The sequence below is a fragment of the Shewanella sp. BC20 genome (assembly GCF_003129585.1).
GTDB classification, from domain to species: domain Bacteria; phylum Pseudomonadota; class Gammaproteobacteria; order Enterobacterales; family Shewanellaceae; genus Shewanella; species Shewanella seohaensis.
In genome coordinates this window covers 46,546-66,686 of sequence record NZ_NHRI01000002.1, presented here as the reverse complement: position 1 = coordinate 66,686, position 20,141 = coordinate 46,546, and the positions used below count along the sequence as shown (strand labels likewise).

Genomic DNA, 20,141 nt, shown 5'->3' with positions numbered 1-20,141 from the left:
TACAGCATTAATTCGATAAAGTAGTGCCGCATGTTACCTGACAACGTAAAAAACCAGATCCGCGCTATCTATAAAGATATTGCCGCCGCTTTGCCTAATTTTAGGCCACGCCGCGAGCAAAATTTTATGGTGGCAGAAATCTCTAAGACTCTTGCTGGCGACTATGACAAAGATAGACGCATCATTGTGGTCGAAGCGGGTACGGGGATTGGTAAATCATTGTCTTATATTTTGGGCACGATTCCGCTTGCACTTGCGAGTAAGAAAAAGGTCTGTATCGCGACGGCAACCGTGGCGCTTCAGGAGCAGTTGCTGCACAAAGACTTACCGTTTTTTCTCGAACAATCAGGGCTAAACTTTCGCTTTGGTCTGGTAAAAGGGCGCCAGCGTTATGTCTGTTTGTCCAAGCTTGCAATGTTAATCGGCGATGATAACAGTACCCAAATGGCCATGTGGCAAACAAAGCCTGATAACAGCCAAATTGCCATGTTGCAGGAGCTGCTCAGCGACTTTAATGAAGGCCGTTGGAACGGTGAAATCGATACGTTATCGACACCGATACCGGACCATCTCTGGCAACAAATCGCCTGCGATAAACACAGTTGTCATCGGCAACTCGCCAACCATCGTAATTGCCCGTTTCACAAGGCCCGCGAGGATGTGGATACCTGGGATGTACTGATCGCCAACCACAGTTTGCTGTTTGCCGACTTAGAGCTGGGCGGCGGGGTGATTTTGCCCGATCCCGAAGACGTATTTTACGTCATTGACGAAGCTCACCACTTACCTATCGTCGCCCGGGACTTTTCTAGCGCTCAGGCAACGCTTAGAGGCGCCGCCGACTGGCTCGAAAAAGTCGGTAAGACCAGCGCCAAGTTACAAAATCAGATAAAGAGCAACAATATTATCGCCCCTGCGCAGGCGATGCAGGATCATATCGGAGACTTAATCGCTCAGCTCAATCAAGTCGCCCACTTCTGTGATACCCAGACCAAGCAGTTTGCTAATCCTGAGAGCCGCTATCGGTTCGAACACGGCAAATTGCCCGATGCACTGAAAATCCCCGCCGAGAATCTCGCGGCCACCTCCAATCTTGCCCTAAAGCAATTTAACAAGATGCAGTTATTGTTGGCCGAGGCGATAAAAGATGGCGACATTCCTAAGCACCAAGCGGAAGCGCTACAGGCCGAAATGGGCTTTATGTTGCAGCGACTCGAAAACCTGCAAAAGCTCTGGAAAATGATGGCAAAGGAAGATTCGACTAAAGGCGCGCCCCTCGCCCGCTGGATTGAATTACTCACGGGCAAACAGGTCGATTACTTGTTTAGCGCCTCGCCGATTGAAGTCGGTTTTATGCTCGAATCTATGCTGTGGCAAAAGGCGGCTGGCGTCGTACTGTGCAGCGCAACCCTGAGGGCGCTGAATAACTTCGACCATTTCGCCCATCAAGTGGGATTGTCGGTAAAGGACGGCAGTCGTTATCTCGCCCTGCAATCCCCTTTCGATTATCCGAATAACGCCACGCTCTACTTACCTAAGATGAAAACCGAGCCGACGGACGATGCCTATACCGCAGAGCTTGCCGAACAGATTCTAGAGCTGATTGAAGGCGAAATGGCCACCTTAGTGTTGTTTGCATCTTACTGGCAAATGGAGAAAGTCGCTGAATTGATTGAGGGCAAACTCACGCAGGAAATCCTTATTCAAGGAAATGCCCCGCGCCAGCAATTGCTTGAGACCCACAAAGCCAAGTGCGACAAAGGTGAGCCGAGTATTTTGTTTGGCACGGGCAGTTTTTCTGAAGGTCTAGACTTACCCGGAGATTACCTCACCAACCTCATCGTCACTAAGCTGCCCTTTGCGGTGCCGACATCGCCCGTTGAGCAAGCCCATGCCGAGTATGTGAAAATAAAGGGCGGAAATCCGTTTCTGCAACTCACCATTCCAGATGCATCGCGAAAGCTTATCCAAAGTTGTGGTAGATTACTGCGCAAAGAGCAGGATTATGGCCGAGTCACTATCCTTGATAGACGATTAGTGACCAAACGTTACGGCAAATCCTTGCTAGACGCACTGCCCCCCTTTAGACGAGTCATTGAGTAGGATTAAGATTTGGAGTTGTTACTCGAGCCCAGTAACTGGGCCCTGTTGGCTGTCATTGGCTTAATTGCAGGTTTTATCGATGCCGTAGTCGGTGGTGGAGGCCTGCTCTCCATTCCTGCCCTGCTCACCCTCGGGATCCCGCCCCACACCGCCTTAGGTACCAATAAATTTGCCGCCAGTTTTGGCTCCTCCATGGCGGCTTGGACCTATTATCGCCAACATCTGCTCAAACCTAGTTTTTGGTATATGGCGTTTATCGCCACCTTTATTGGTGCGGTGCTCGGCAGTGTATTGGTGTACCTGTTAAATGCCCTGTGGCTTGAAAAAGCCTTACCACTGCTCATTATTGGCATCGCGATATACAGTTTGCTGAGCCCAAATGCCATCTCGGATACCGATTGTCAGGCACCAACAAAAGCTCAATCTAAACTCAAACAAAGTCTACAAGGGCTATTGCTGGGTGGCTATGATGGTTTTGCCGGCCCTGGCATTGGCGCTTTTTGGACTGTAAGTTCAGGCGCTTTGTACAAATTACCGCTGTTGCATAGCTGCGCACTTGCCAGAGCCATGACTTTTACCAGTAACTTAACGGCGCTGGCGATCTTTGGCTTTCTAGGGCAAGTCCATTGGCAAATCGGCCTGTGGATGGGGTTATCTATGATGCTCGGCTCCTTTATCGGCGCCCGCTGTGCGATAAAATTTGGTATGCCTTTTATTCGGCCTTTGTTTATATTAATTGTCCTGTCAATTGCCGCTAATCTGGCATGGAGCGCATGGTTTTGAACACTTCGCAGCTAATCAGCACGTTGAAAAATCAGCTCACAACACTCGAGCAAGAGGTACTGCAACACGACAGTCATCTGGCGCCGAGCCAGCGTAAACTTCTGCAGGATATTGAGCGATTTAATCAATCGCTGTTTATTCAAAATGGCGCCCAGCTGATGCCCTGCATTGAACAAATTCGTAATAGTATCGGTCAGTTAGAGAAGCAAATCGCTCTAAAACTTGCGCCGCAAACCATCGCCTTAAGCTGTGAACGTATTCAAGACCGTTTTACCGCGGTTAAACGGGCGCTACTGACGACCTCAATCGATATAAAGTCTAAAAATCAACAACGTGCCAGTAAACGTGCGCGTTTTGCCCAACAACAGACCCAATCGCACCAAGCCAGTGGGTTTGCTTGGATTGCCAGCAATGTGTTACAAAATAGCCACGAAATCTATGCCGAATTGAATAAGCATCTGAATTGGGCTAAGAAATTTGAACAAAAAATTGCAGAAATGGAATCAAAACTTGAAAACTGTCATAGTGCTGACAAAATCCGTTTGCAAAATGACATCCTTTTGATGCATCGTCGTTTGGGTAAATGCAGGCAAGCCATCAGTTATATCGAAGATCGCATTCAAGCATTCGAACGTCCGCATCAGAGTCATAATCGTTAAGGAGCAACAATGAAATCACTTTTGCCAATCAGCAGCCTGCTAGTGCTACTCGGCTCTGCCTCAGCCTTTGCCGCAGATCTGAATATCCCTATGTCCTTCGAATACCTTGCCCTCGATGGCAAAAAAGTCGAGTCCAGCGTATTCAACCATAAAAGCAGCTTAGAGTTGGCGCCCGGCACTCACAAAATCGCCATCCGTTACCATGAAATGGTTGAAGACGATTTCAGTGACAGCCAAACCTTCGTTAAGTCATCCCCTTTTATCGTGACCTTAGAAGTGGACGGCGATCATCAATATTATTTGCAAGCCGCTGAGGGCAAAGTCGTTAAAAAGCCTAAAACCTTCGCTCAAAATCCTCAGGTCGTATTAACCCGCTCTGACAAAGGTCAGGTGAATTACAAAGTGACAAACACCGACATTGAAGAAGAGAGCTTTGTCTCCCGTCTCTTTAGCGGTAACCAAGCGGTAGATGTGTCAGGTACTGCCGCCGCTGCAACGGGCGCAGCAGGCACAGCGGCGGTGGTTGCCACGCCAGCCCCCACTTCGGCGCAGGCAGCTGTGAACGCCACCTCATTAACCGCTCCGGTTGATACTTCTAAAGCAGCGGGCGCGAATCCACAACAGATGCTGCAATACTGGTGGTTACAAGCCGATGAGAAAACACGTAAAGAGTTTATGAGCTGGGCTATTTCACAACTCTAATCAAGATGATCCCATTGGTTTATCACGCCAGCTACTCCAAGCTGGCGTTACCCTCCCACCACCGCTTTCCCACGACCAAATACGCACGTCTTTATCAGTATCTGCTCGATAATCAACTGGCTGTTCCGGCTCAATTCCATACTCCCTCGCCGATGACGGCAGAAGATGTAATGCAGGTGCATCAGCAAGATTATGTCGAACAATTTATCCAAGGCAGCTTAGCCAGTACGGCCTTAAGACGCATCGGCTTTCCATGGAGTGAAGCCTTAGTCGAGCGCACTTTGCACTCGGTATCGGGGACGAGTTTGACCGCACATTTAGCCTTGCAAACGGGTATCGCCCTTCACTTAACGGGCGGTTATCACCATGCACACTATGACTTTGGCAGCGGTTACTGTATTTTCAACGACTTGATTATCGCCGCCCGTAAACTGATGGTCGAGCAGCAGTTACATAAGGTGCTGATTTTTGACTGTGACGTGCATCAAGGTGATGGCACAGCCACCCTCAGCCACAAGCATCAAGGCATTATCAGTTGCTCCATCCACTGCAAAGAGAATTTTCCCAGTCGTAAACAGCAGTCACACTATGATATTGAACTGACGAAAGGTGCAGATGACAGCGCTTATCAGGAAACCGTCGAACAGACTCTCGAACTGCTGATTCGACTCCATCAGCCGGATTTAATCCTGTATGACGCCGGCGTCGATATTCATCAAGATGATGACTTAGGGCACCTAAAGATCAGCAAGCAGGGATTGTATCAACGTGATCTAACCGTGTTATCTATGGCAAAAGCAGCAAATATTCCTGTTGCAGCGGTAATTGGCGGCGGCTACAGCCGAGACGAACTACAATTAAGCCAAAGACATAGCCAACTTTTTATTGCAGCCAACCATTTGTGGTAGCAAACTCAATAAAAATCATCATGGAGCACAGCGATGCAACTCGAAATCCGTAACTATTACGAAGTTCTCTTAATGGAAATGTTATCCGATGAAGGCCTGATGGATGAATTACCGGAGGATTATTTAGCCGATCTCTGCTGTGTGACACTCAATCAACTGCCCGTGCGCTATATTCGTCACCTAGTCGACACCTATTTCTTCGAAGATTACAACGAGTTGCAAGAGCTTAAACGAGAAATCCAAGCCGCATTAGAGAAATCACGCGCCTTTCTTAAACAGAATCTACAAAAAAGAATGCAGCAGGAAGAAGCCGACAGCTAAGTCATACGAAAGTGGCATAGCTACATCGATTTGCAACAAGCTTTTACGAGTAAATTCAGTAGAGTTGCTAAATGCTAAGTTGGCTAGTTGCTGAGTTAAAGATAAAGAAGATTGGAATAGGATGGGGAGATTTGGAGGTTCCCCTAGAGCCGACACCCCGGCACACGAGTCGCTTGCTGCGGTTGCTCCCTTCCGGGCCTGGCCGAGTTCACAAGTTATCATTGCGGGGGGACCCTAGGGTCACCATAACTTCGAGTGTATCACTTGGTGGATGATCACTGAACGACGCGGATTATCCCCCATGGCTCCTATGGGATCAAGTGCTAATCCGTCCGTTTGGCAAATATCCGGTTTAACTGGACAATCTATAGGCAAACTAGCCAAGTGAAAATGATAAAAGCCTGCTAATGCTGGCTTTTTCTTATAAGGGCTCCAGCACCAAGAGTCTGGAGACGCCTTATTCCTAAAGCTTTATCATATGGCGATTTTGCTCAATCAGCTTAGCACCAATGCCAGAGACATTGGCCAACTCATCAATGGCCTTAAATTTACCATTCTGCATTCGATAGTCTATGATGGCCTGCGCCTTGGCCGCCCCAATGCCCTTGAGCATTTGTAACTGCTCAGACGAGGCGGTATTGATATTCACCTGAGCCGAATCAGGCATGGCTTGCTTAGCATCCATTGCCATACTTTTAGCATCGGTCTTAGCTTGAGTTTGTACTTTACTGGCTTCTTTAACGGGATCGGCCGCCATCGCAGGTAGTGCAAACAGGGCTGAAAAGACAATGGCGCTCATCATTGCGGGTAAACGGTGTGTTACTTTCATAATGCTTCCTCTCTCCTTGAAATTCGGCCTTTCGTCCTACTTCCGTGGCCGTCAATCAAACATAGACGAAGCTTTTATGAATTTCCAAACGGCTCAATACAAATATTGTGAATCGCTAACATAACCCGTTCTTTGCAGATAGTATTGTTGGTGATGTAGCTGGTGATATAGCAAATTGCGTCGTGCCATAAAAAAAAGGATGCCAAAGGACATCCTTTTACTAAACCTCGTAGAGCCTTATGCCAGCATGGCCAAGGCTTGGTTTAAATCCTCGATGATATCGTCACAATCCTCTAAACCGATTGAGATCCGCAGTAAATTATCACTTATCCCCGCGGCCTGGCGCGCCTCTGGCGTGTAGGGCGAATGGGTCATGGAAGCAGGGTGCTGAATAAGGGATTCCGCATCCCCCAAACTTACGGCGATTGAAAACAGCTTAAGGTAACCCACAAAAGCCATGGCTTGTTCAAAAGAGGCGGCTAACTCAAAGGCAATCACGCCACCAGCCCGCGCCATCTGTCCCCCGATAAATCGATGCCCTGAATGGGATTTAAGCCCGGGATAATACACCCGAGTCACCGCAGGATGTTGCTCCAAAAACTCGGCAACACGCTGGGCACTGTCACAATGGCGCTGCAAACGTACATCTAAGGTTTTCAGCCCGCGCAAAATCAGCCAAGCATCGTGGGGAGACATGACGGCACCGATATCTTTTAGGATTTCATATTTCACTCTGTGCAGCTGCTCTTCACTGCCACACACGACGCCGGCAATCACATCGCCATGCCCATTCAAATACTTAGTCGCACTGTGTACCACTAAATCGATGCCGAATGCTAAGGGTTGCTGCAGCAGCGGCGTCATAAAAGTATTATCGACAATGCTGACAAGCTGATGCCGTTTCGCAATATCGGCGATACCTTTAAGATCAAACACCTGTAGATGAGGATTAACCGGAGTTTCGCAAAAAATCACCCGAGTGTTGGGTTTGATGGCCCGCTCAATGGCCGCTAAATCGGTAAAATCGACTAAGGTGACTTCGATACCGAAGCGGGCAAATTGGCTGGTCATAAGGGCAAAGGTGCAGCCATAAACCGCATTGGAAGCCACTAAATGATCGCCCATCTGCAAGTTAGCCAGCAGCGCCGCCGATACGGCCCCCATGCCAGAAGCCGTTGCTGCCGCCGCTTCTGCCCCTTCTAAAATCGCCATTTTACGTTCCAGCTCGGCAACTGTCGGGTTACCTAGGCGAGTATAAATATAACCGGGTTCGTTGCCAGCGAATCGCTCACCGCCTTGCTGCGCCGACTCAAAGACAAAGGTCGCCGTTTGATAAAGTGGCGTCACCAAAGTACCAAAGGCTTCGCGCTCATGTCCGGCATGAATGGCTTGGGTTGCGGCTTTCCACTGCTTGCTTGATTCATCTTGCATTGCTCACTCCTTGTTGTCGCAGAGCCTCATTCGCTTGTTGTGTCATTGTTCGTTTTAATGAGGCCATGCTTAGGGTCTTGATAAGTCCTATTGATAAGTTAATGAAACATTAGCCCTATCGAATAAGCACTAACATACCCCGCCGAGCGGGTGAAACCAGTGCCATGGTGAAAATAGCATCAGAGACGCTGTAACTAAGTTGTTACATTCAGAGGTTTAGGGCAGGAAATCAGAGATAAAAAATGCGCTAATGACAGGGTCATTAACGCATTAGCATTTAGCCTAAAGTGCAGTCGCAGTGTTATACATTCGGCTAGGTTATTTCTCTTTGGGTGTTGAGCCTGTTTTAAGTTCAGCAGCCTCTAATTGGCTCTTAAGCGCATCACGTCCGTCTTTAGTCAATAACTTACCGGCAAACTGTTTAAGCTCAATCAACAACTCTTGATGAACTTTCGATAATTTAGGGCGCTGCTCCTCCCTAAACTGAATAGGTCTACATAGCGCCATGGCTTGATACCCTAAGCGCGCTGTGAGCAGCCCGCCACCTAAGCCTTGGGCGAGCCGTGCAGATAATTTCCCCGTCATCTCAACCGACAGCAGTTGGGTCCCCAAATCGGTCACTAGCTCGCTGGTACCGGCATAGATGATGTTAATGATGATGCTGCGAATGAGTTTAATCCGACTCCAATAGCCTAACTCTATCCCATAACAGGAGGCGACATCCCGCAGCATGCGTTGGTTACGCCAAAGAATAATGGCCATATCCAATGCCGCCAGTGGACTCGCAGCAAGCAACACGGCTGACTCGGCCGCGTATCGACGGACGATTTTTTTCGCCAGTTCATCCCGCTCAGTAAGCACTAAGTCCTCAAATAACAGCACTTTTTCGGCGTCGTTATGTTCATCTTTGAGCGACTGACGCAACCGCTGTAGCCCCTGACTATCGGGATAATGGCGCACTATATTATTGATAAAACCATCGGCCTCACCCATTTGCATACTGAGAGCAAGCCTTGCACCCGACTCTTGCGTATCGGCAACCTGCTTGAGGCGTTTTAATTTACGGTATTCGCCCAAGGCTACGACCATAGCCCAGCTGCCGACTAAACCGAGTACTGCGCCATAAAAGCTAAATAACCAAGGGCTTGATAACCAAGCGTCCCGCAAACCTAATCCCGTTTGCACTAAAACCAGTAGCAATAACCCAAAGACGGATAAACGCGCCAGCCAAGACCAACGGCGAGATTGATGCAGTTTTGGCCGAATGGATGATACATCCAGTGCTTTCGGATGGGCCGCTAAGGCATCATCGACAACTTCATCCACCGCTTTTAAGGGTGTCTGTGGTGCAAAAGCTTGGGCACTCTTAAGCTCATCAGAGGCAGACTGAAGTTTGACCTTGTCAGAATCAAATACTTGTTGTTTTTTGAGCGGTTGGCTTCCAAGTGTATTTTCAGACACTGGCTTATCGAGCCCGTTTGTCTCTGACTCACTTGAAGGTGGTAACGAATTTAAACTCATTCCAATTTATCCCCCACGAGATACTGCAGAAGGTGATCGAGACGGATATGGTCAAAATGCACCGAAGATGGGTCCACATTGCTGTTATTCGGCGGAGCAAATCCCATAAAATGAAACCCTTGATCGCGCCAAAAGTTGGGCTCGGGTAAGCGAGTGGGCACTTCACCGGGAAAAAGCGTCAGGGCTTGGCCGTTTAATCCAATCCCTTGCACGACTTCTACATCCCCTTCTTGGGTGGTCACCATGCCATGACGCGTCGCCTTAATGGCACTAATGGCCATAGTCTCGACTTTACAACCATCGAAACTGGCAAAGTGTTGGCTGTGTTTGAGCATATCGGTCAGCAGGGATAACACATGACTTTGTTGGTCCCGCGTCACATGGTCAACCTTACTGGCGGCAAATAATAATCTGTCTATCCGCGGCGCAAACAATCGGCGTAAGTAACTGGATTGGCCGTATTGGAAACTCTCCATAATGGCATTTAACGCGGCGCCCATATCCTCAAACTGGGTTTTGCCACGGTTTAAGGCGCTGAAGCAATCAACCAGCACTAACTGGCGATCAAACCCCGAAAAATGCTGTTTATAGAAAGGTTTAACAACCTTGGCTACGTATTCTTGGTAGCGTTTTTCTAGGACATGAAAGGCGCTGTGTTTATCGCTTTGTTTGAGCTCGTTCCATTGATTATCGGCCACCGATAACAGCGGAAAAAACGCCAGCAGCGGCGCGCCTTCCCATTCCCCTGGTAATAACATTCGTCCGGGTTGTGCCTGATAATACCCCTGCACATGTACTAAATCGTGCAAGAGTTGCTGATACTGATCGGCAATGCGTTTAAGCTGCAGCTCATCGGCCGCCTCGGTTAAATTGAGCGCACTTAACGAAGTTTGAAATTCTGCATACAAAGGCGAGCTTTTTAACACGGCGACACGTTGTTGCTGCGCGCTGCACCACTCAATATAGCTTTGGCGCAGCATAGGTAAATCTAATAGCCACTCGCCGGGATAATCGACAATATCCAAATACAGCGTAGCTGTATCGGCAAACTTGGCTAGCAGCCCCTTCTGCGGCTGATATTTGATGGCTAAGCGCAGCTCCGAAATCGTGCGGGTCGATGCTGGCCAAGTCGGAGGCGTCGAAGTAAGCGCTAACATTGCGCCCTGATAATCGAAGCTGGCAATTTCAAGATCCGGCTGCATCGCCCGCTTCACTCCGAGCAAACGTTGCTCACGGCTTACTTGCCACAGAGGTAAAGCATTCCCATGGCGGGAATGGGATACCTGAGAAGCCGCGCCACTATTGAGTAGTTGGTTGACTAATCCGGTAATAAATGCGGTTTTGCCCGCCCCCGATAACCCTGTTACCGCGAGACGTAAATGCCTGTCAGCCGTCCTATGGAGCAGGGATTGGCTCTTCTGAGTTAATTTATGGAACGAAACGTCAAGCATTCCCATAAGGATGTCCCTAAATGTTGAATGAGGTTAACTATACACTGGAATTGACGGGAGATTAAGCAACAAGGGCGGACATGGCCGCCCTTTAGAGGGATTACAAGCTATTGATTTGTCTTTTTAAATCAAAGTTATCAGATGTTACATGGCGTTCAAGGTTTTGCAGTCTCACCTCTAGGCTTCTAAATTGTCTGCTCACATCGCTCAGCGCTTGTTTAGCAGGCTCTCCCGATTGCCAAGGTTTCTTCTTCACCTCGATGTCATCCCTAACAGTGCTATTTTGGGGTTTGATGTCGAGTATCACCCATAACGCAACATAGATGATAAACACGACGCCCGAACCACCTAATAGGAAGATAGAAACCGCAAGTACCCGCACTAACCATGTTTCAATTGCAAAGTATTCGGCTATCCCCGCACACACACCTGCGACTTTACCTGACTGGGGAATCCGATACAAAGTACGGCCACTAGTTCCTCTCATGTTTGCCCCTCCATTCAGGCGATTCTGAATCCAGAATGGCCTCTAAGGTTTCGATGCGTGCAGCCATCTTATCGGCTTTGGCAATCAAATCATTGAGCTGTGAAAACTCTTCCTCAGTGAGTCCCTGGCTCACTTGTCGCTTACTGCGATAATGAAGAACTAACCATATTGGCGCCACCACTATCATAAAGATGATAATCGGTGCCATGAGTATGTCCATATCCATAACTCACCTCTGAAATTGTTATTCTTTTGACTTAGTTGTAGCTTTGCCTTTCACTTTAGCCTTCAATGCTTCCAGTTCGGCATTCACTGAATCTTCGGCTTCCAGCGCGGCAAACTCATCGGCTAAGGTCTTTTTATTACCCAGATCGTAAGATTCAACCTGCGCTTCTAGCCCTTCGACACGGCGCTCATATTGCTCGAACTTGAGCATAGCGTTGTCGATTTTGCTTGAGTCTAACTGCTTCTTCACTTCTAAACGTGATGAGGCGGTTTGAGTGCGCAAAATAATGGTCTTTTGGCGCGCTTTTGCGTCTAACAGTTTTTCCTGCAGCAAACCCACTTCGTCTTTTAAACGTGCGATATGCTCATCCAGCACCGCCAACTCTTGGTTTAAGGTATCCACTAAACCCGCGGCTTTTTGTTTTTCAACTAAAGCTGCCTTGGCTAAATCTTCGCGGTCCTTTGAAAGAGCCAGCTCCGCTTTGTCTTGCCAATCTTGAACTTGTTCTTCAACACGGCTGATACGACGGATTAATTCTTTCTTTTCAGCTAACACTTTTGCTGACGTTGAACGAACTTCTACCAGTGTATCTTCCATCTCTTGAATAATCAGACGAACCATTTTTTCAGGGTCTTCTGCTTTATCGAGTAATGCGCTGATATTGGAGTTAATGATATCGGCGAAACGAGAGAAAATTCCCATAATGCTATCCTCAAATTGATGTTGGTCTCGCTTAGGGTAATACACTAAGTGTGCCAACTTTTATTTTATGTTTAAATTCATAATGATAAACATATTTTTAACTTTTCCTTTATTTTATGGCTCAAGCCACTTATTATCATTTTCACCAAAATTTAGCGCGAAAGACTAAAAAATATCGTGGATAATAAATTTCAGCAAGACAACCTCATCGGCCAATCGAACGCCCTACTCGAAGTCTTAGAGCATGTCTCACAGATAGCGCCGCTCTCAAAACCTGTACTGATCATTGGCGAACGGGGAACGGGTAAGGAGCTGATTGCTGAACGCTTACATTATCTGTCTAAACGCTGGGATCAAAGTTTTATTAAGCTAAATTGTTCATCTTTGAGTGAAAACTTACTCGAGAGTGAGTTATTCGGCCATGAATCGGGCGCCTTTACTGGCGCCAAAGGCAAACACGAAGGCCGCTTTGAGCGCGCCGACGGTGGCACTCTCTTCCTCGATGAATTAGCCAATACCTCAGGGTTAATCCAAGAAAAACTGCTGCGGGTCATCGAATATGGTGAGTTTGAACGGGTCGGCGGCAGTAAAACCATTCAAGCGGATGTGCGCCTGATTTGCGCCGCAAACGAAGATTTACCCTCACTGGCCGACGCTGGCGAATTTAGGGCCGACTTGCTCGACCGTTTAGCATTTGATGTGATCACCTTACCGCCGCTGCGTTGTCGCCCCGAAGATATCATGACCTTAGCCGAATACTTTGCCGTGGGCATGGCGAGGCAACTTAAGCTGGAACTCTTCAGTGGCTTCAGTGCCAGCGCGGTCGATCAGCTGATGAGTCATGACTGGCCGGGAAATATCCGTGAACTTAAAAACGTGGTCGAGCGCAGTGTGTATCGCAGCAGCGGCGAAAACCGCCCTATTGAACAGATTATTCTTGACCCTTTTGCATCCCCCTATCGCCCAACCACGCGAGTGCGTACCCGTGAGCGCCAAATCACGGCACCTGAAGTGCCGCAAAGCGCGCCACTAGTCACGTCGGCCAAAACCGATACCGACACGGCCGTCATTGCAGAGTCCATCAGCAACCCATTTAGTTTTCCCTTGGACTTTAAAGAGCAAACCGAGCGTTATGAGATGGAGCTCATCCAACAAGCCTTATCGGCCAGTCAGTACAATCAAAAGAAGACGGCTGAAATCCTCGGTTTAAGCTATCACCAGCTGCGCGGCATTCTGAAAAAGTACAATTTGCTCGATAAAGCATAAGCAGATTGCCCACGGGCAAGATGCACTGCTAAAATAGCCGTTCATAGTCGATAAAATAATGATTTATAAATGAGTGTGCTAATAAGACGCCTGTGCCTATCAACTGCAGTTTTCTGCATGAGTGGGTTGTTGGTTGCATGTGGCCCCCAACGACTCCCTTCTGGTTTGGTCTATTGTTCCGAAGGGAATCCCGAGTCTTTTAATCCGCAGTTGGTGACCTCAGGCACCACTATCGACGCGACTTCACACCAAATTTATAGCCGCTTAGTGGACTATGACGCGCTCTCAGGCCAGCTCGTACCCGCGCTGGCCACCAGTTGGGCCGAGAGTGACGATGGCTTAAGTTACCGTTTTACCCTCAGGGAAAATGTTAAGTTTCAACATTCATCCCGTTTTACCCCGAGTCGCGATTTTAACGCCGACGATGTACTGTTTTCCTTCAATCGGATTATCGACAAACATCACCCTTACCATGGCGTATCACGTACCGGTTATCCCTTTTTCCAAAGTATTGGCTTTTCAGAACAAGTTAAAAGTGTCGAAAAAATCAATGACCACGAGGTTATCTTTCGGCTAGCGCGTAAAGATGCGTCGTTTTTATCAAATCTTGCCACCGACTTTGCCGTTATCCTCTCGAGCGAATATGCCGATCAGCAACTGGCACTAGGGCACCCAGAAAATCTCGATCATTTCGCCATCGGCACAGGGCCTTTTACCTTAGTGCATTACGCCAAAAACGAATATATTCGCTATCGACGCAATCCCGACTTTTGGGGCGAGCCCGCCAAAGTCGATATGCTGGTGTACGATATCACCCCAAAAAGCACAGTCAGACTGGCCAAACTTATCGCCGGTGATTGCAGCGTATCGGCCCTGCCCAAAGCGGGTGAACTGCCCGTTATCAAGCAACATGAACAGCTGAGCATTGAGTCTCAACCTGGTCTTAACGTGGCCTTTTGGGCCTTTAACACACAAAAACCTCCTTTAGATGATGTACGCGTGCGCCGCGCCCTCGCCTATGCAGTGGATAAGCAAAATATCTTACGGGCCGTGTATCAAAACACCGCCATAGAAGCCATAGGTGTGTTGCCGCCAGCGTCTTGGGCCTACGACAGCAATAAAAAACTGTTAGATTACAATCCGCAAAAAGCGCGTGATTTGTTAAAAGAAGCGGGAATAAAACATCTCAGCATCGATATTTGGGCCATGCCCGTCGCCCGCGCGTACAACCCTAACGCGTTGAAAACCGCCGAGTTAATTCAATCTGACTTGGCCAATATCGGTGTTAAAGTCAATATCATCAGTTACGACTGGAGCGTCTTTAGCCAAAGATTGAGCCGAGATGAATATGACTCAGTCCTCATCGGCTGGAACGCCGATAACAGTGACCCCGATAACTTCTTCACGCCATTGCTGAGTTGCTCGGCGATGCAATCAAACAACAACCGCTCTCGCTGGTGCAACAAAGAGTTTGATGCCATTCTAGACAGAGCGAGGGAAGTCTCGACTCAGGCCGAGCGCAAGGAAATTTACCAAGAGGCCGAGGCCTTCTTAGCCGAGCAAGTGCCAATGTTGAGTCTGGCCCACGCCAAGCGAGTCGCACTCACTCGCAGCAATATCCATGATATGCAGTTAACCCCTTTTGGCGGCATCTCATTTGCCCGAACCAGCCAAGCTGAGCAGGAGACGCACTGATGTTCAGATACCTGTTACGGCGCCTCAATCTGTTTCTTGCCACTTCGCTAGTGATGGTCGGCGTGCTGTTTTATGCAACTGGGTTGTTTCCAGTTGAACGCACCTTCGCCCTCACAGGGATCCATGCACCGTCAGAGAGCCAAGTGGTGCAAATTGAGCAGGACTATAAGTTAGATAGTAATAAAGCCATGCAGTTTATTGCTTATTTACAGCAAAGGCTGAGCGGCAATTTGGGCGTATCCGTCACCTCGCACCAGAGCGTGGCCGAAGAATTAAGCTCTGTGCTACCCGCCTCCTTCGAACTCGCCGTCATGGCGGCCGTGATAGCCATTGGTTTAGGTGTGCCGCTTGGCGTGTTGGCCTCCCAGAGTCAGCATAAACTCACCCAAAATACCATTATGGCGATTACCCTGACGGGCTATTCTGTTCCTGTATTCTGGTTAGGTTTGTATTTGTCACTCTGGTTTGGTGTCGACTTAGGCTGGCTGCCCATTTCAGGGCAACTCAATCTTTTATATGAGATAAAACCCGTTACAGGATTTATGTTGGTCGACATTTTGCTGTCTGATTCTGAATATCGCATATCTGCCTTTAAAGATGCCTTATTGCATATCGTTCTGCCCGCCACCACACTCGCAGTGCTACCTTTTACCGTGGTCGTACGCAGCACTCGCTCGGCAATGATGAATGTGATGAACCAAACCTTTATCCGCGCCGCCGAAGCCAGAGGCATGCACACCAATACCATTATTTTGCGCCACGCCTTACCCAACGCGCTGATCCCAGTCTTAAAGCACTTGGGATTAATGCTCGGAGCATTTGCGAGCTATGCAATTGTTGTTGAAATGATTTTCTCTTGGCCGGGTGTGGGTTCTTGGTTGGTGTCGGGTATTTATCAGCGGGATTATACGGTTATCCAGGGCGGGATTTTAGCCGTAGCCTTGTTGATCATCTTTTTAAGTATTTTGATTGAAGTGCTGCATACCGTCTTCAATCCCTTGAGCAGAAAAGATCTTTATGCCTCCAATTAAAATTTATCAGGAAGATCAAATTGCCTCTCCCATGATGCGGGTCTGGCAGAATTTTTCGGCAAACCCCTTTGCCTTAGCGGGTCTGTGGACCATCGCTTTTCTGCTGCTACTCACTCTGTTTGGACCTATGATTGCCCCCTTCTCCCCCGAGGCGCAGGATCCACGGGCATTACTCTTGCCACCCTCTTGGGACCCTTCGGGCACAGTGGCGCACTTTTTGGGCACTGACGATCTGGGTCGTGACATTTTTAGCCGCTTGCTGCATGGGGCACACTTAACCTTCGGCATGGCGCTGATGATTGTCGGCACCGCATTGTTTATGGGGTTCATCATAGGCTCGCTCTCCGGCATGATGCGCGGCTTAAAGTCCAGTATTTTGGGGCACTTGCTCGATGCATTGCTGTCTATCCCTTCACTATTAATGGCAATTTTAGTGGTTGCCGTGATGGGGCCAGGGCTTGAAAACGTCTTCTGGGCCGTGGGCATTGCCTTAACACCGCAGTTTGTACGCTCCATTCATCAATCGGTACATGAAGAGTTACAGAAAGAATATGTGACTGCCGCCCGTTTAGACGGTGCCAATTCGCTGCAGATTTTTTGGTATGTGATCATGCCAAACGTCTGGGAAGTGGTGATTATTCAAACCACGTTAGCCATTTCTGCCGCGATTTTAGATATTGCCGCACTTGGCTTTTTAAGCCTTGGCGCCCAAGCTCCTAGTCCTGAATGGGGCGCAATGGTCGCCCAGGGCATGGATAATTTGTTGACCGCACCTTGGACTGTGACCATTCCAGGGCTGGCGATTCTTTTTAGTGTGCTCGCCATTAACTTGGTGGGCGATGGCTTGAGATCGGCGCTTGCGCCCATCAGAAACTAACCTATGCCATTACTCGACGTTAGAAACCTGACCATTGAGCTCGACACGCCCCACGGCAGAGTCCGCGCCCTTGAGAAAGTGAGTTTGACCCTGAACGCGGGGGAAATCCACGGTCTCGTGGGTGAATCAGGCTCAGGCCGCAGTCTGCTCGCTAGAGCCATTCTTGGGATCCCAGGCCCCAATTGGACCATTACCGCCGACCGCATGATGTGGGATGGTAATAATCTGATGGCCATGACCTCGAAGGAGCGCCGTAATCTGATGGGTTCAGATATGGCAATGATCTTCCAAGACCCGTCTGGCAGCCTTGACCCTTCACAAACCGTGGGTAGTCAGCTGATGCAGGCCATGCCTAAGAATCCTAAGGCTTACTTTTGGCAAAAGCACAAACATGCCAAACAGACAGCGCAAAAATGGCTGCATAAGGTCGGGATTAAGAATCCGCAAAAGGTCATGTCTAGCTATGCTTGGGAGCTTTCGGAAGGTGAATGCCAAAAAGTGATGATCGCGATGGCAATTGCCAACCAACCGCGACTATTAATTGCCGACGAACCGACAAACTCGATGGAGCTGAGCACTCAGGCACAGATTTTCCGTCTACTGTCACAGCTTAACCAGCTACAAAACGTATCGATTTTAATCATCAGCCACGAGCTTGAGACCCTAGCACAATGGTGCGATCACCTATCCGTGCTCTATTGTGGCCAAGTAATGGAATCAGGCCCAACGGAAGAACTGATCAATCAGCCCTATCATCCTTACACTAAGGCACTCTTGGATAATATGCCGGATTACTCGGGGATAGAGGCGCACAAGGCCATTATGCCGACCCTGCCAGGCTCGGCCCCCGCCCTGCAGCATCTGCCCATTGGTTGTCGCTTAGGGCCACGATGCCCTGAGGCACAAAAGAAATGCGTTAATCAGCCAAGTTTGAGTCATTTACGCGACCGCTACTTTGCCTGCCATTTCCCTTACCACGGTGAAACGACGAATGACGACCCCACTGCTTAAAGTTAACGATCTCTTTAAGAGGTACGATACCGGCTATAAAGGCTTTACTCGCCAATATAACGATGCCTTAGCACCGGTTTCATTTGAATTAAACCGCGGCGAAACCTTAGCTATCGTGGGTGAAGCGGGTTCAGGCAAGAGTACCCTCGCGCGTATTTTGGTGGGCGCAGAACCCCGCAGTGGCGGTGAAATTTACTTTGAGGGAGAGGCCCTGGACAGCCGTAATATTAAGCAGCGCTGTCGCCTTATTCGGATGATTTTCCAAGATCCCAATACCTCACTCAACCCAAGGCTCACTATTGGTCAATTACTGGATGAACCACTGCGCTTTAACACTGAGTTATCCGCCAAGGAGCGTAATGGCCAAGTGATTGATACCTTAAGGAAGGTCGGTTTATTACCCGAGCATGCGGATTTTTATCCCCATATGATTTCCGAGGGGCAAAAACAACGGGTTGCGGTGGCGCGGGCACTGATGCTCAATCCAAAAATCATCATCGCCGACGAGGCTTTAACCGCCTTGGATCTCTCGGTACGCTCACAGATCCTTAATCTGCTGCTTAAACTGCAGAAGGACTTAGGCTTGTCCTATATCTTCGTGTCCCATAACCTGAATATTATTCGCCATGTCAGCGATAAAATTATGGTGTTGCACAAAGGCGTGATGGTTGAGAAAGCCCCAACAGAACAGATATTTAATTCGCCTCAGCACGAATATACCCAAAGGCTGATTCAGGAGCAGAGCCTGTTTGTTCATAAGCGTTAAACTGCTCCAACCACTTAAATATTCAGGCGAATTGGCTAAAAATAGATGCCATTTAATCACCGAAGTATTTATCCTATTGGTCATTTTGATAGAAGAAGCTTAAACATGATTATCAAACCCAAAATTCGTGGATTCATTTGTACCACTACTCATCCCGTTGGTTGTGAAGCTAACGTTCAAGAACAAATTGCCTTAACCAAAGCCAAAGGCAAGATCGCCAACGGTCCGAAGAAAGTGCTTGTTGTTGGTTCATCCAGTGGTTATGGCCTGTCTTCACGCATTGCAGCCGCCTTTGGTAGCGATGCAGCAACCATTGGTGTGTTCTTCGAAAAGCCTGGTACTGAATCTAAACCCGGTACCGCGGGCTGGTATAACTCTGCCGCTTTCGACAAGTTTGCCAAAGCTGAAGGTTTGTACTCTAAGAGCATCAACTGTGATGCCTTCAGCCATGAAGCTAAGCAAAAAGTTATCGAGCTTATCAAACAAGACTTAGGTCAAGTGGACATGGTGGTCTACTCATTAGCATCACCCGTGCGCAAACTGCCAGACTCTGGTGAGCTAGTGCGTTCTGCGCTAAAGCCAATCGGTGAAGTGTATACCGCGACCGCCGTTGATACGAACAAAGACTGCATTATCGAAGCCACCGTTGAGCCTGCCACTGAGCAAGAAATTGCCGATACTGTCACTGTGATGGGCGGTCAAGATTGGGAACTGTGGATTAACGCACTCGCCGAGGCTGGTGTATTGAGCGACAATTGCAAAACCGTTGCCTACAGCTATATCGGCACTGAGTTAACTTGGCCAATCTACTGGCACGGCGCACTGGGTAAAGCCAAGATGGACTTAGACCGTGCGGCTAAAGCCTTAAATGATAAGCTTGCAACCAAAGGTGGCAGCGCTAACGTTGCTGTGCTGAAGAGCGTTGTGACCCAAGCAAGCTCTGCCATTCCGGTGATGCCACTGTATATTGCGATGGTGTTTAAGAAGATGCGCCAAGAAGGCCTGCACGAAGGCTGTATGGAGCAAATCTATCGCATGTTCAGTGAACGTCTGTTCCGTGCCGATGGTGCAAAACCAGAGACTGACAGCGACAACCGTCTGCGTTTAGATGATTGGGAACTACGTGAAGATATCCAGCAGCACTGCCGTGATCTGTGGCCGCAAGTGACCACTGAAAACCTGTCAGAACTGACCGATTATCAAGAATATAAAGCCGAGTTTATCAAGCTATTTGGCTTTGGCATCGAAGGCATAGACTACGATGCCGATGTGAACCCATACGTTGAGTTCGATGTGATCGAGCTCTAATCAAGTAGTTGAATAATTTATGTAAAACGCCACCCTTGGGTGGCGTTTTTATTTGCTGCAAATC

Annotated in this window: 20 protein-coding genes and 1 other RNA gene; 13 read left to right on the top strand and 8 right to left on the bottom strand. The window is 48.5% G+C overall.

The annotated features are described in order from the left end of the window. Nucleotides 1-30: 30 nt before the first annotated feature. Genes dinG through CBX96_RS02740 form a run of 6 tightly spaced genes read left to right on the top strand, consistent with a single transcriptional unit; the run spans nucleotide 31 to nucleotide 5,476 of the window. Complete coding sequence (gene dinG, locus CBX96_RS02765) at nucleotides 31-2,103, top strand: ATP-dependent DNA helicase DinG (protein ID WP_109285628.1); 2,073 nt, start codon at nucleotides 31-33, stop codon at nucleotides 2,101-2,103. A gap of 9 nt (nucleotides 2,104-2,112) precedes the next feature. Next, a complete protein-coding gene (locus CBX96_RS02760) occupies nucleotides 2,113-2,886 on the top strand; it encodes a TSUP family transporter (RefSeq protein ID WP_086902575.1) in 774 nt (257 codons plus the stop codon). Then, the gene (locus tag CBX96_RS02755) at nucleotides 2,877-3,545 is read left to right on the top strand and encodes a primosomal replication protein (protein ID WP_176370290.1); all 669 of its coding nucleotides are present in this window, start codon (nucleotides 2,877-2,879) and stop codon (nucleotides 3,543-3,545) included. Before CBX96_RS02760 ends, CBX96_RS02755 begins: the two co-directional genes overlap by 10 nt. 9 nt (nucleotides 3,546-3,554) lie before the next feature. Beyond that, nucleotides 3,555-4,247, top strand: a complete 693-nt coding sequence (locus CBX96_RS02750) for a DUF2057 domain-containing protein (protein ID WP_089067509.1) — start codon at nucleotides 3,555-3,557, stop codon at nucleotides 4,245-4,247. A 5-nt stretch (nucleotides 4,248-4,252) separates the two neighbouring features. Further along, nucleotides 4,253-5,155 carry a histone deacetylase gene (locus tag CBX96_RS02745; protein WP_109285627.1) on the top strand — a complete coding sequence of 301 codons (903 nt, stop codon included), beginning with the start codon at nucleotides 4,253-4,255 and terminating at the stop codon, nucleotides 5,153-5,155. Nucleotides 5,156-5,188: 33 nt separating this feature from the next. Beyond that, the gene (locus CBX96_RS02740; protein ID WP_011623229.1) at nucleotides 5,189-5,476 is read left to right on the top strand and encodes a late competence development ComFB family protein; all 288 of its coding nucleotides are present in this window, start codon (nucleotides 5,189-5,191) and stop codon (nucleotides 5,474-5,476) included. A 140-nt stretch (nucleotides 5,477-5,616) separates the two neighbouring features. Here the strand turns inward: CBX96_RS02740 and ffs are convergent. The 8 genes from ffs to pspA all read right to left on the bottom strand — a co-directional run bounded on the left by ffs (nucleotide 5,617) and on the right by pspA (nucleotide 12,123). Next, nucleotides 5,617-5,714, bottom strand: an RNA gene (gene ffs, locus CBX96_RS02735) — signal recognition particle sRNA small type. Between the two features lie 225 nt (nucleotides 5,715-5,939). Beyond that, nucleotides 5,940-6,305 carry a ComEA family DNA-binding protein gene (locus CBX96_RS02730; RefSeq protein ID WP_109285626.1) on the bottom strand — a complete coding sequence of 122 codons (366 nt, stop codon included), beginning with the start codon at nucleotides 6,303-6,305 and terminating at the stop codon, nucleotides 5,940-5,942. 237 nt (nucleotides 6,306-6,542) lie between these two features. Further along, nucleotides 6,543-7,736 (bottom strand): methionine gamma-lyase, encoded by a 1,194-nt coding sequence (gene megL / locus CBX96_RS02725; RefSeq protein WP_109285625.1) that lies wholly within the window; start codon nucleotides 7,734-7,736, stop codon nucleotides 6,543-6,545. A 318-nt stretch (nucleotides 7,737-8,054) separates the two neighbouring features. Beyond that, a complete protein-coding gene (locus CBX96_RS02720) occupies nucleotides 8,055-9,257 on the bottom strand; it encodes a TIGR01620 family protein (protein ID WP_109285624.1) in 1,203 nt (400 codons plus the stop codon). Next, nucleotides 9,254-10,714 (bottom strand): YcjX family protein, encoded by a 1,461-nt coding sequence (locus CBX96_RS02715; RefSeq protein WP_109285623.1) that lies wholly within the window; start codon nucleotides 10,712-10,714, stop codon nucleotides 9,254-9,256. Before CBX96_RS02715 ends, CBX96_RS02720 begins: the two co-directional genes overlap by 4 nt. Before the next feature lie 94 nt (nucleotides 10,715-10,808). Further along, nucleotides 10,809-11,195 (bottom strand): envelope stress response membrane protein PspC, encoded by a 387-nt coding sequence (gene pspC, locus CBX96_RS02710; protein WP_011623234.1) that lies wholly within the window; start codon nucleotides 11,193-11,195, stop codon nucleotides 10,809-10,811. Next, nucleotides 11,182-11,421: an envelope stress response membrane protein PspB gene (pspB, locus tag CBX96_RS02705; RefSeq protein ID WP_011071929.1), complete on the bottom strand. Its 240-nt coding sequence runs from the start codon at nucleotides 11,419-11,421 to the stop codon at nucleotides 11,182-11,184. Before pspB ends, pspC begins: the two co-directional genes overlap by 14 nt. An 18-nt stretch (nucleotides 11,422-11,439) precedes the next feature. Further along, the gene (gene pspA, locus CBX96_RS02700) at nucleotides 11,440-12,123 is read right to left on the bottom strand and encodes a phage shock protein PspA (protein WP_109285622.1); all 684 of its coding nucleotides are present in this window, start codon (nucleotides 12,121-12,123) and stop codon (nucleotides 11,440-11,442) included. A gap of 177 nt (nucleotides 12,124-12,300) precedes the next feature. Here pspA and pspF point away from each other — a divergent pair, with 177 nt between their 5' ends. The 7 genes from pspF (at nucleotide 12,301) to fabV (ending at nucleotide 20,077) form a co-directional block, all read left to right on the top strand. Next, nucleotides 12,301-13,389 carry a phage shock protein operon transcriptional activator gene (pspF, locus tag CBX96_RS02695; RefSeq protein ID WP_109285621.1) on the top strand — a complete coding sequence of 363 codons (1,089 nt, stop codon included), beginning with the start codon at nucleotides 12,301-12,303 and terminating at the stop codon, nucleotides 13,387-13,389. 69 nt (nucleotides 13,390-13,458) lie between these two features. Continuing rightward, nucleotides 13,459-15,084, top strand: coding sequence for an ABC transporter substrate-binding protein SapA (gene sapA, locus CBX96_RS02690; RefSeq protein WP_089067501.1), 1,626 nt, complete (start codon nucleotides 13,459-13,461; stop codon nucleotides 15,082-15,084). Further along, nucleotides 15,084-16,115, top strand: coding sequence for an ABC transporter permease subunit (locus CBX96_RS02685; protein ID WP_109285620.1), 1,032 nt, complete (start codon nucleotides 15,084-15,086; stop codon nucleotides 16,113-16,115). Before sapA ends, CBX96_RS02685 begins: the two co-directional genes overlap by 1 nt. Then, a complete protein-coding gene (locus CBX96_RS02680; protein ID WP_011623240.1) occupies nucleotides 16,102-16,992 on the top strand; it encodes an ABC transporter permease subunit in 891 nt (296 codons plus the stop codon). The genes CBX96_RS02685 and CBX96_RS02680 overlap by 14 nt, the downstream gene beginning before the upstream one ends. Nucleotides 16,993-16,995: 3 nt before the next feature. Then, entirely contained in the window at nucleotides 16,996-18,003 is a 1,008-nt protein-coding gene (locus CBX96_RS02675) for an oligopeptide/dipeptide ABC transporter ATP-binding protein (RefSeq protein ID WP_011623241.1), read from the top strand. Continuing rightward, nucleotides 17,984-18,769, top strand: coding sequence for an ATP-binding cassette domain-containing protein (locus CBX96_RS02670; protein WP_011623242.1), 786 nt, complete (start codon nucleotides 17,984-17,986; stop codon nucleotides 18,767-18,769). The genes CBX96_RS02675 and CBX96_RS02670 overlap by 20 nt, the downstream gene beginning before the upstream one ends. 105 nt (nucleotides 18,770-18,874) lie before the next feature. Further along, nucleotides 18,875-20,077, top strand: coding sequence for an enoyl-ACP reductase FabV (gene fabV / locus CBX96_RS02665; RefSeq protein ID WP_109285619.1), 1,203 nt, complete (start codon nucleotides 18,875-18,877; stop codon nucleotides 20,075-20,077). Nucleotides 20,078-20,141: the final 64 nt, after the last annotated feature.

Coding starts and splice junctions, on each gene's coding strand:
- dinG (WP_109285628.1), top strand. CDS start 31: ATGTTACCTGACAACGTAAAAAACCAGATCCGCGCTATCTATAAAGAT.
- CBX96_RS02755 (WP_176370290.1), top strand. CDS start 2,877: ATGGTTTTGAACACTTCGCAGCTAATCAGCACGTTGAAAAATCAGCTC.
- CBX96_RS02750 (WP_089067509.1), top strand. CDS start 3,555: ATGAAATCACTTTTGCCAATCAGCAGCCTGCTAGTGCTACTCGGCTCT.
- CBX96_RS02745 (WP_109285627.1), top strand. CDS start 4,253: ATGATCCCATTGGTTTATCACGCCAGCTACTCCAAGCTGGCGTTACCC.
- CBX96_RS02740 (WP_011623229.1), top strand. CDS start 5,189: ATGCAACTCGAAATCCGTAACTATTACGAAGTTCTCTTAATGGAAATG.
- CBX96_RS02730 (WP_109285626.1), bottom strand. CDS start 6,305: ATGAAAGTAACACACCGTTTACCCGCAATGATGAGCGCCATTGTCTTT.
- megL (WP_109285625.1), bottom strand. CDS start 7,736: ATGCAAGATGAATCAAGCAAGCAGTGGAAAGCCGCAACCCAAGCCATT.
- CBX96_RS02720 (WP_109285624.1), bottom strand. CDS start 9,257: ATGAGTTTAAATTCGTTACCACCTTCAAGTGAGTCAGAGACAAACGGG.
- CBX96_RS02715 (WP_109285623.1), bottom strand. CDS start 10,714: ATGGGAATGCTTGACGTTTCGTTCCATAAATTAACTCAGAAGAGCCAA.
- pspC (WP_011623234.1), bottom strand. CDS start 11,195: ATGAGAGGAACTAGTGGCCGTACTTTGTATCGGATTCCCCAGTCAGGT.
- pspB (WP_011071929.1), bottom strand. CDS start 11,421: ATGGATATGGACATACTCATGGCACCGATTATCATCTTTATGATAGTG.
- pspA (WP_109285622.1), bottom strand. CDS start 12,123: ATGGGAATTTTCTCTCGTTTCGCCGATATCATTAACTCCAATATCAGC.
- sapA (WP_089067501.1), top strand. CDS start 13,459: ATGAGTGTGCTAATAAGACGCCTGTGCCTATCAACTGCAGTTTTCTGC.
- CBX96_RS02685 (WP_109285620.1), top strand. CDS start 15,084: ATGTTCAGATACCTGTTACGGCGCCTCAATCTGTTTCTTGCCACTTCG.
- CBX96_RS02680 (WP_011623240.1), top strand. CDS start 16,102: ATGCCTCCAATTAAAATTTATCAGGAAGATCAAATTGCCTCTCCCATG.
- CBX96_RS02675 (WP_011623241.1), top strand. CDS start 16,996: ATGCCATTACTCGACGTTAGAAACCTGACCATTGAGCTCGACACGCCC.
- CBX96_RS02670 (WP_011623242.1), top strand. CDS start 17,984: ATGACGACCCCACTGCTTAAAGTTAACGATCTCTTTAAGAGGTACGAT.
- fabV (WP_109285619.1), top strand. CDS start 18,875: ATGATTATCAAACCCAAAATTCGTGGATTCATTTGTACCACTACTCAT.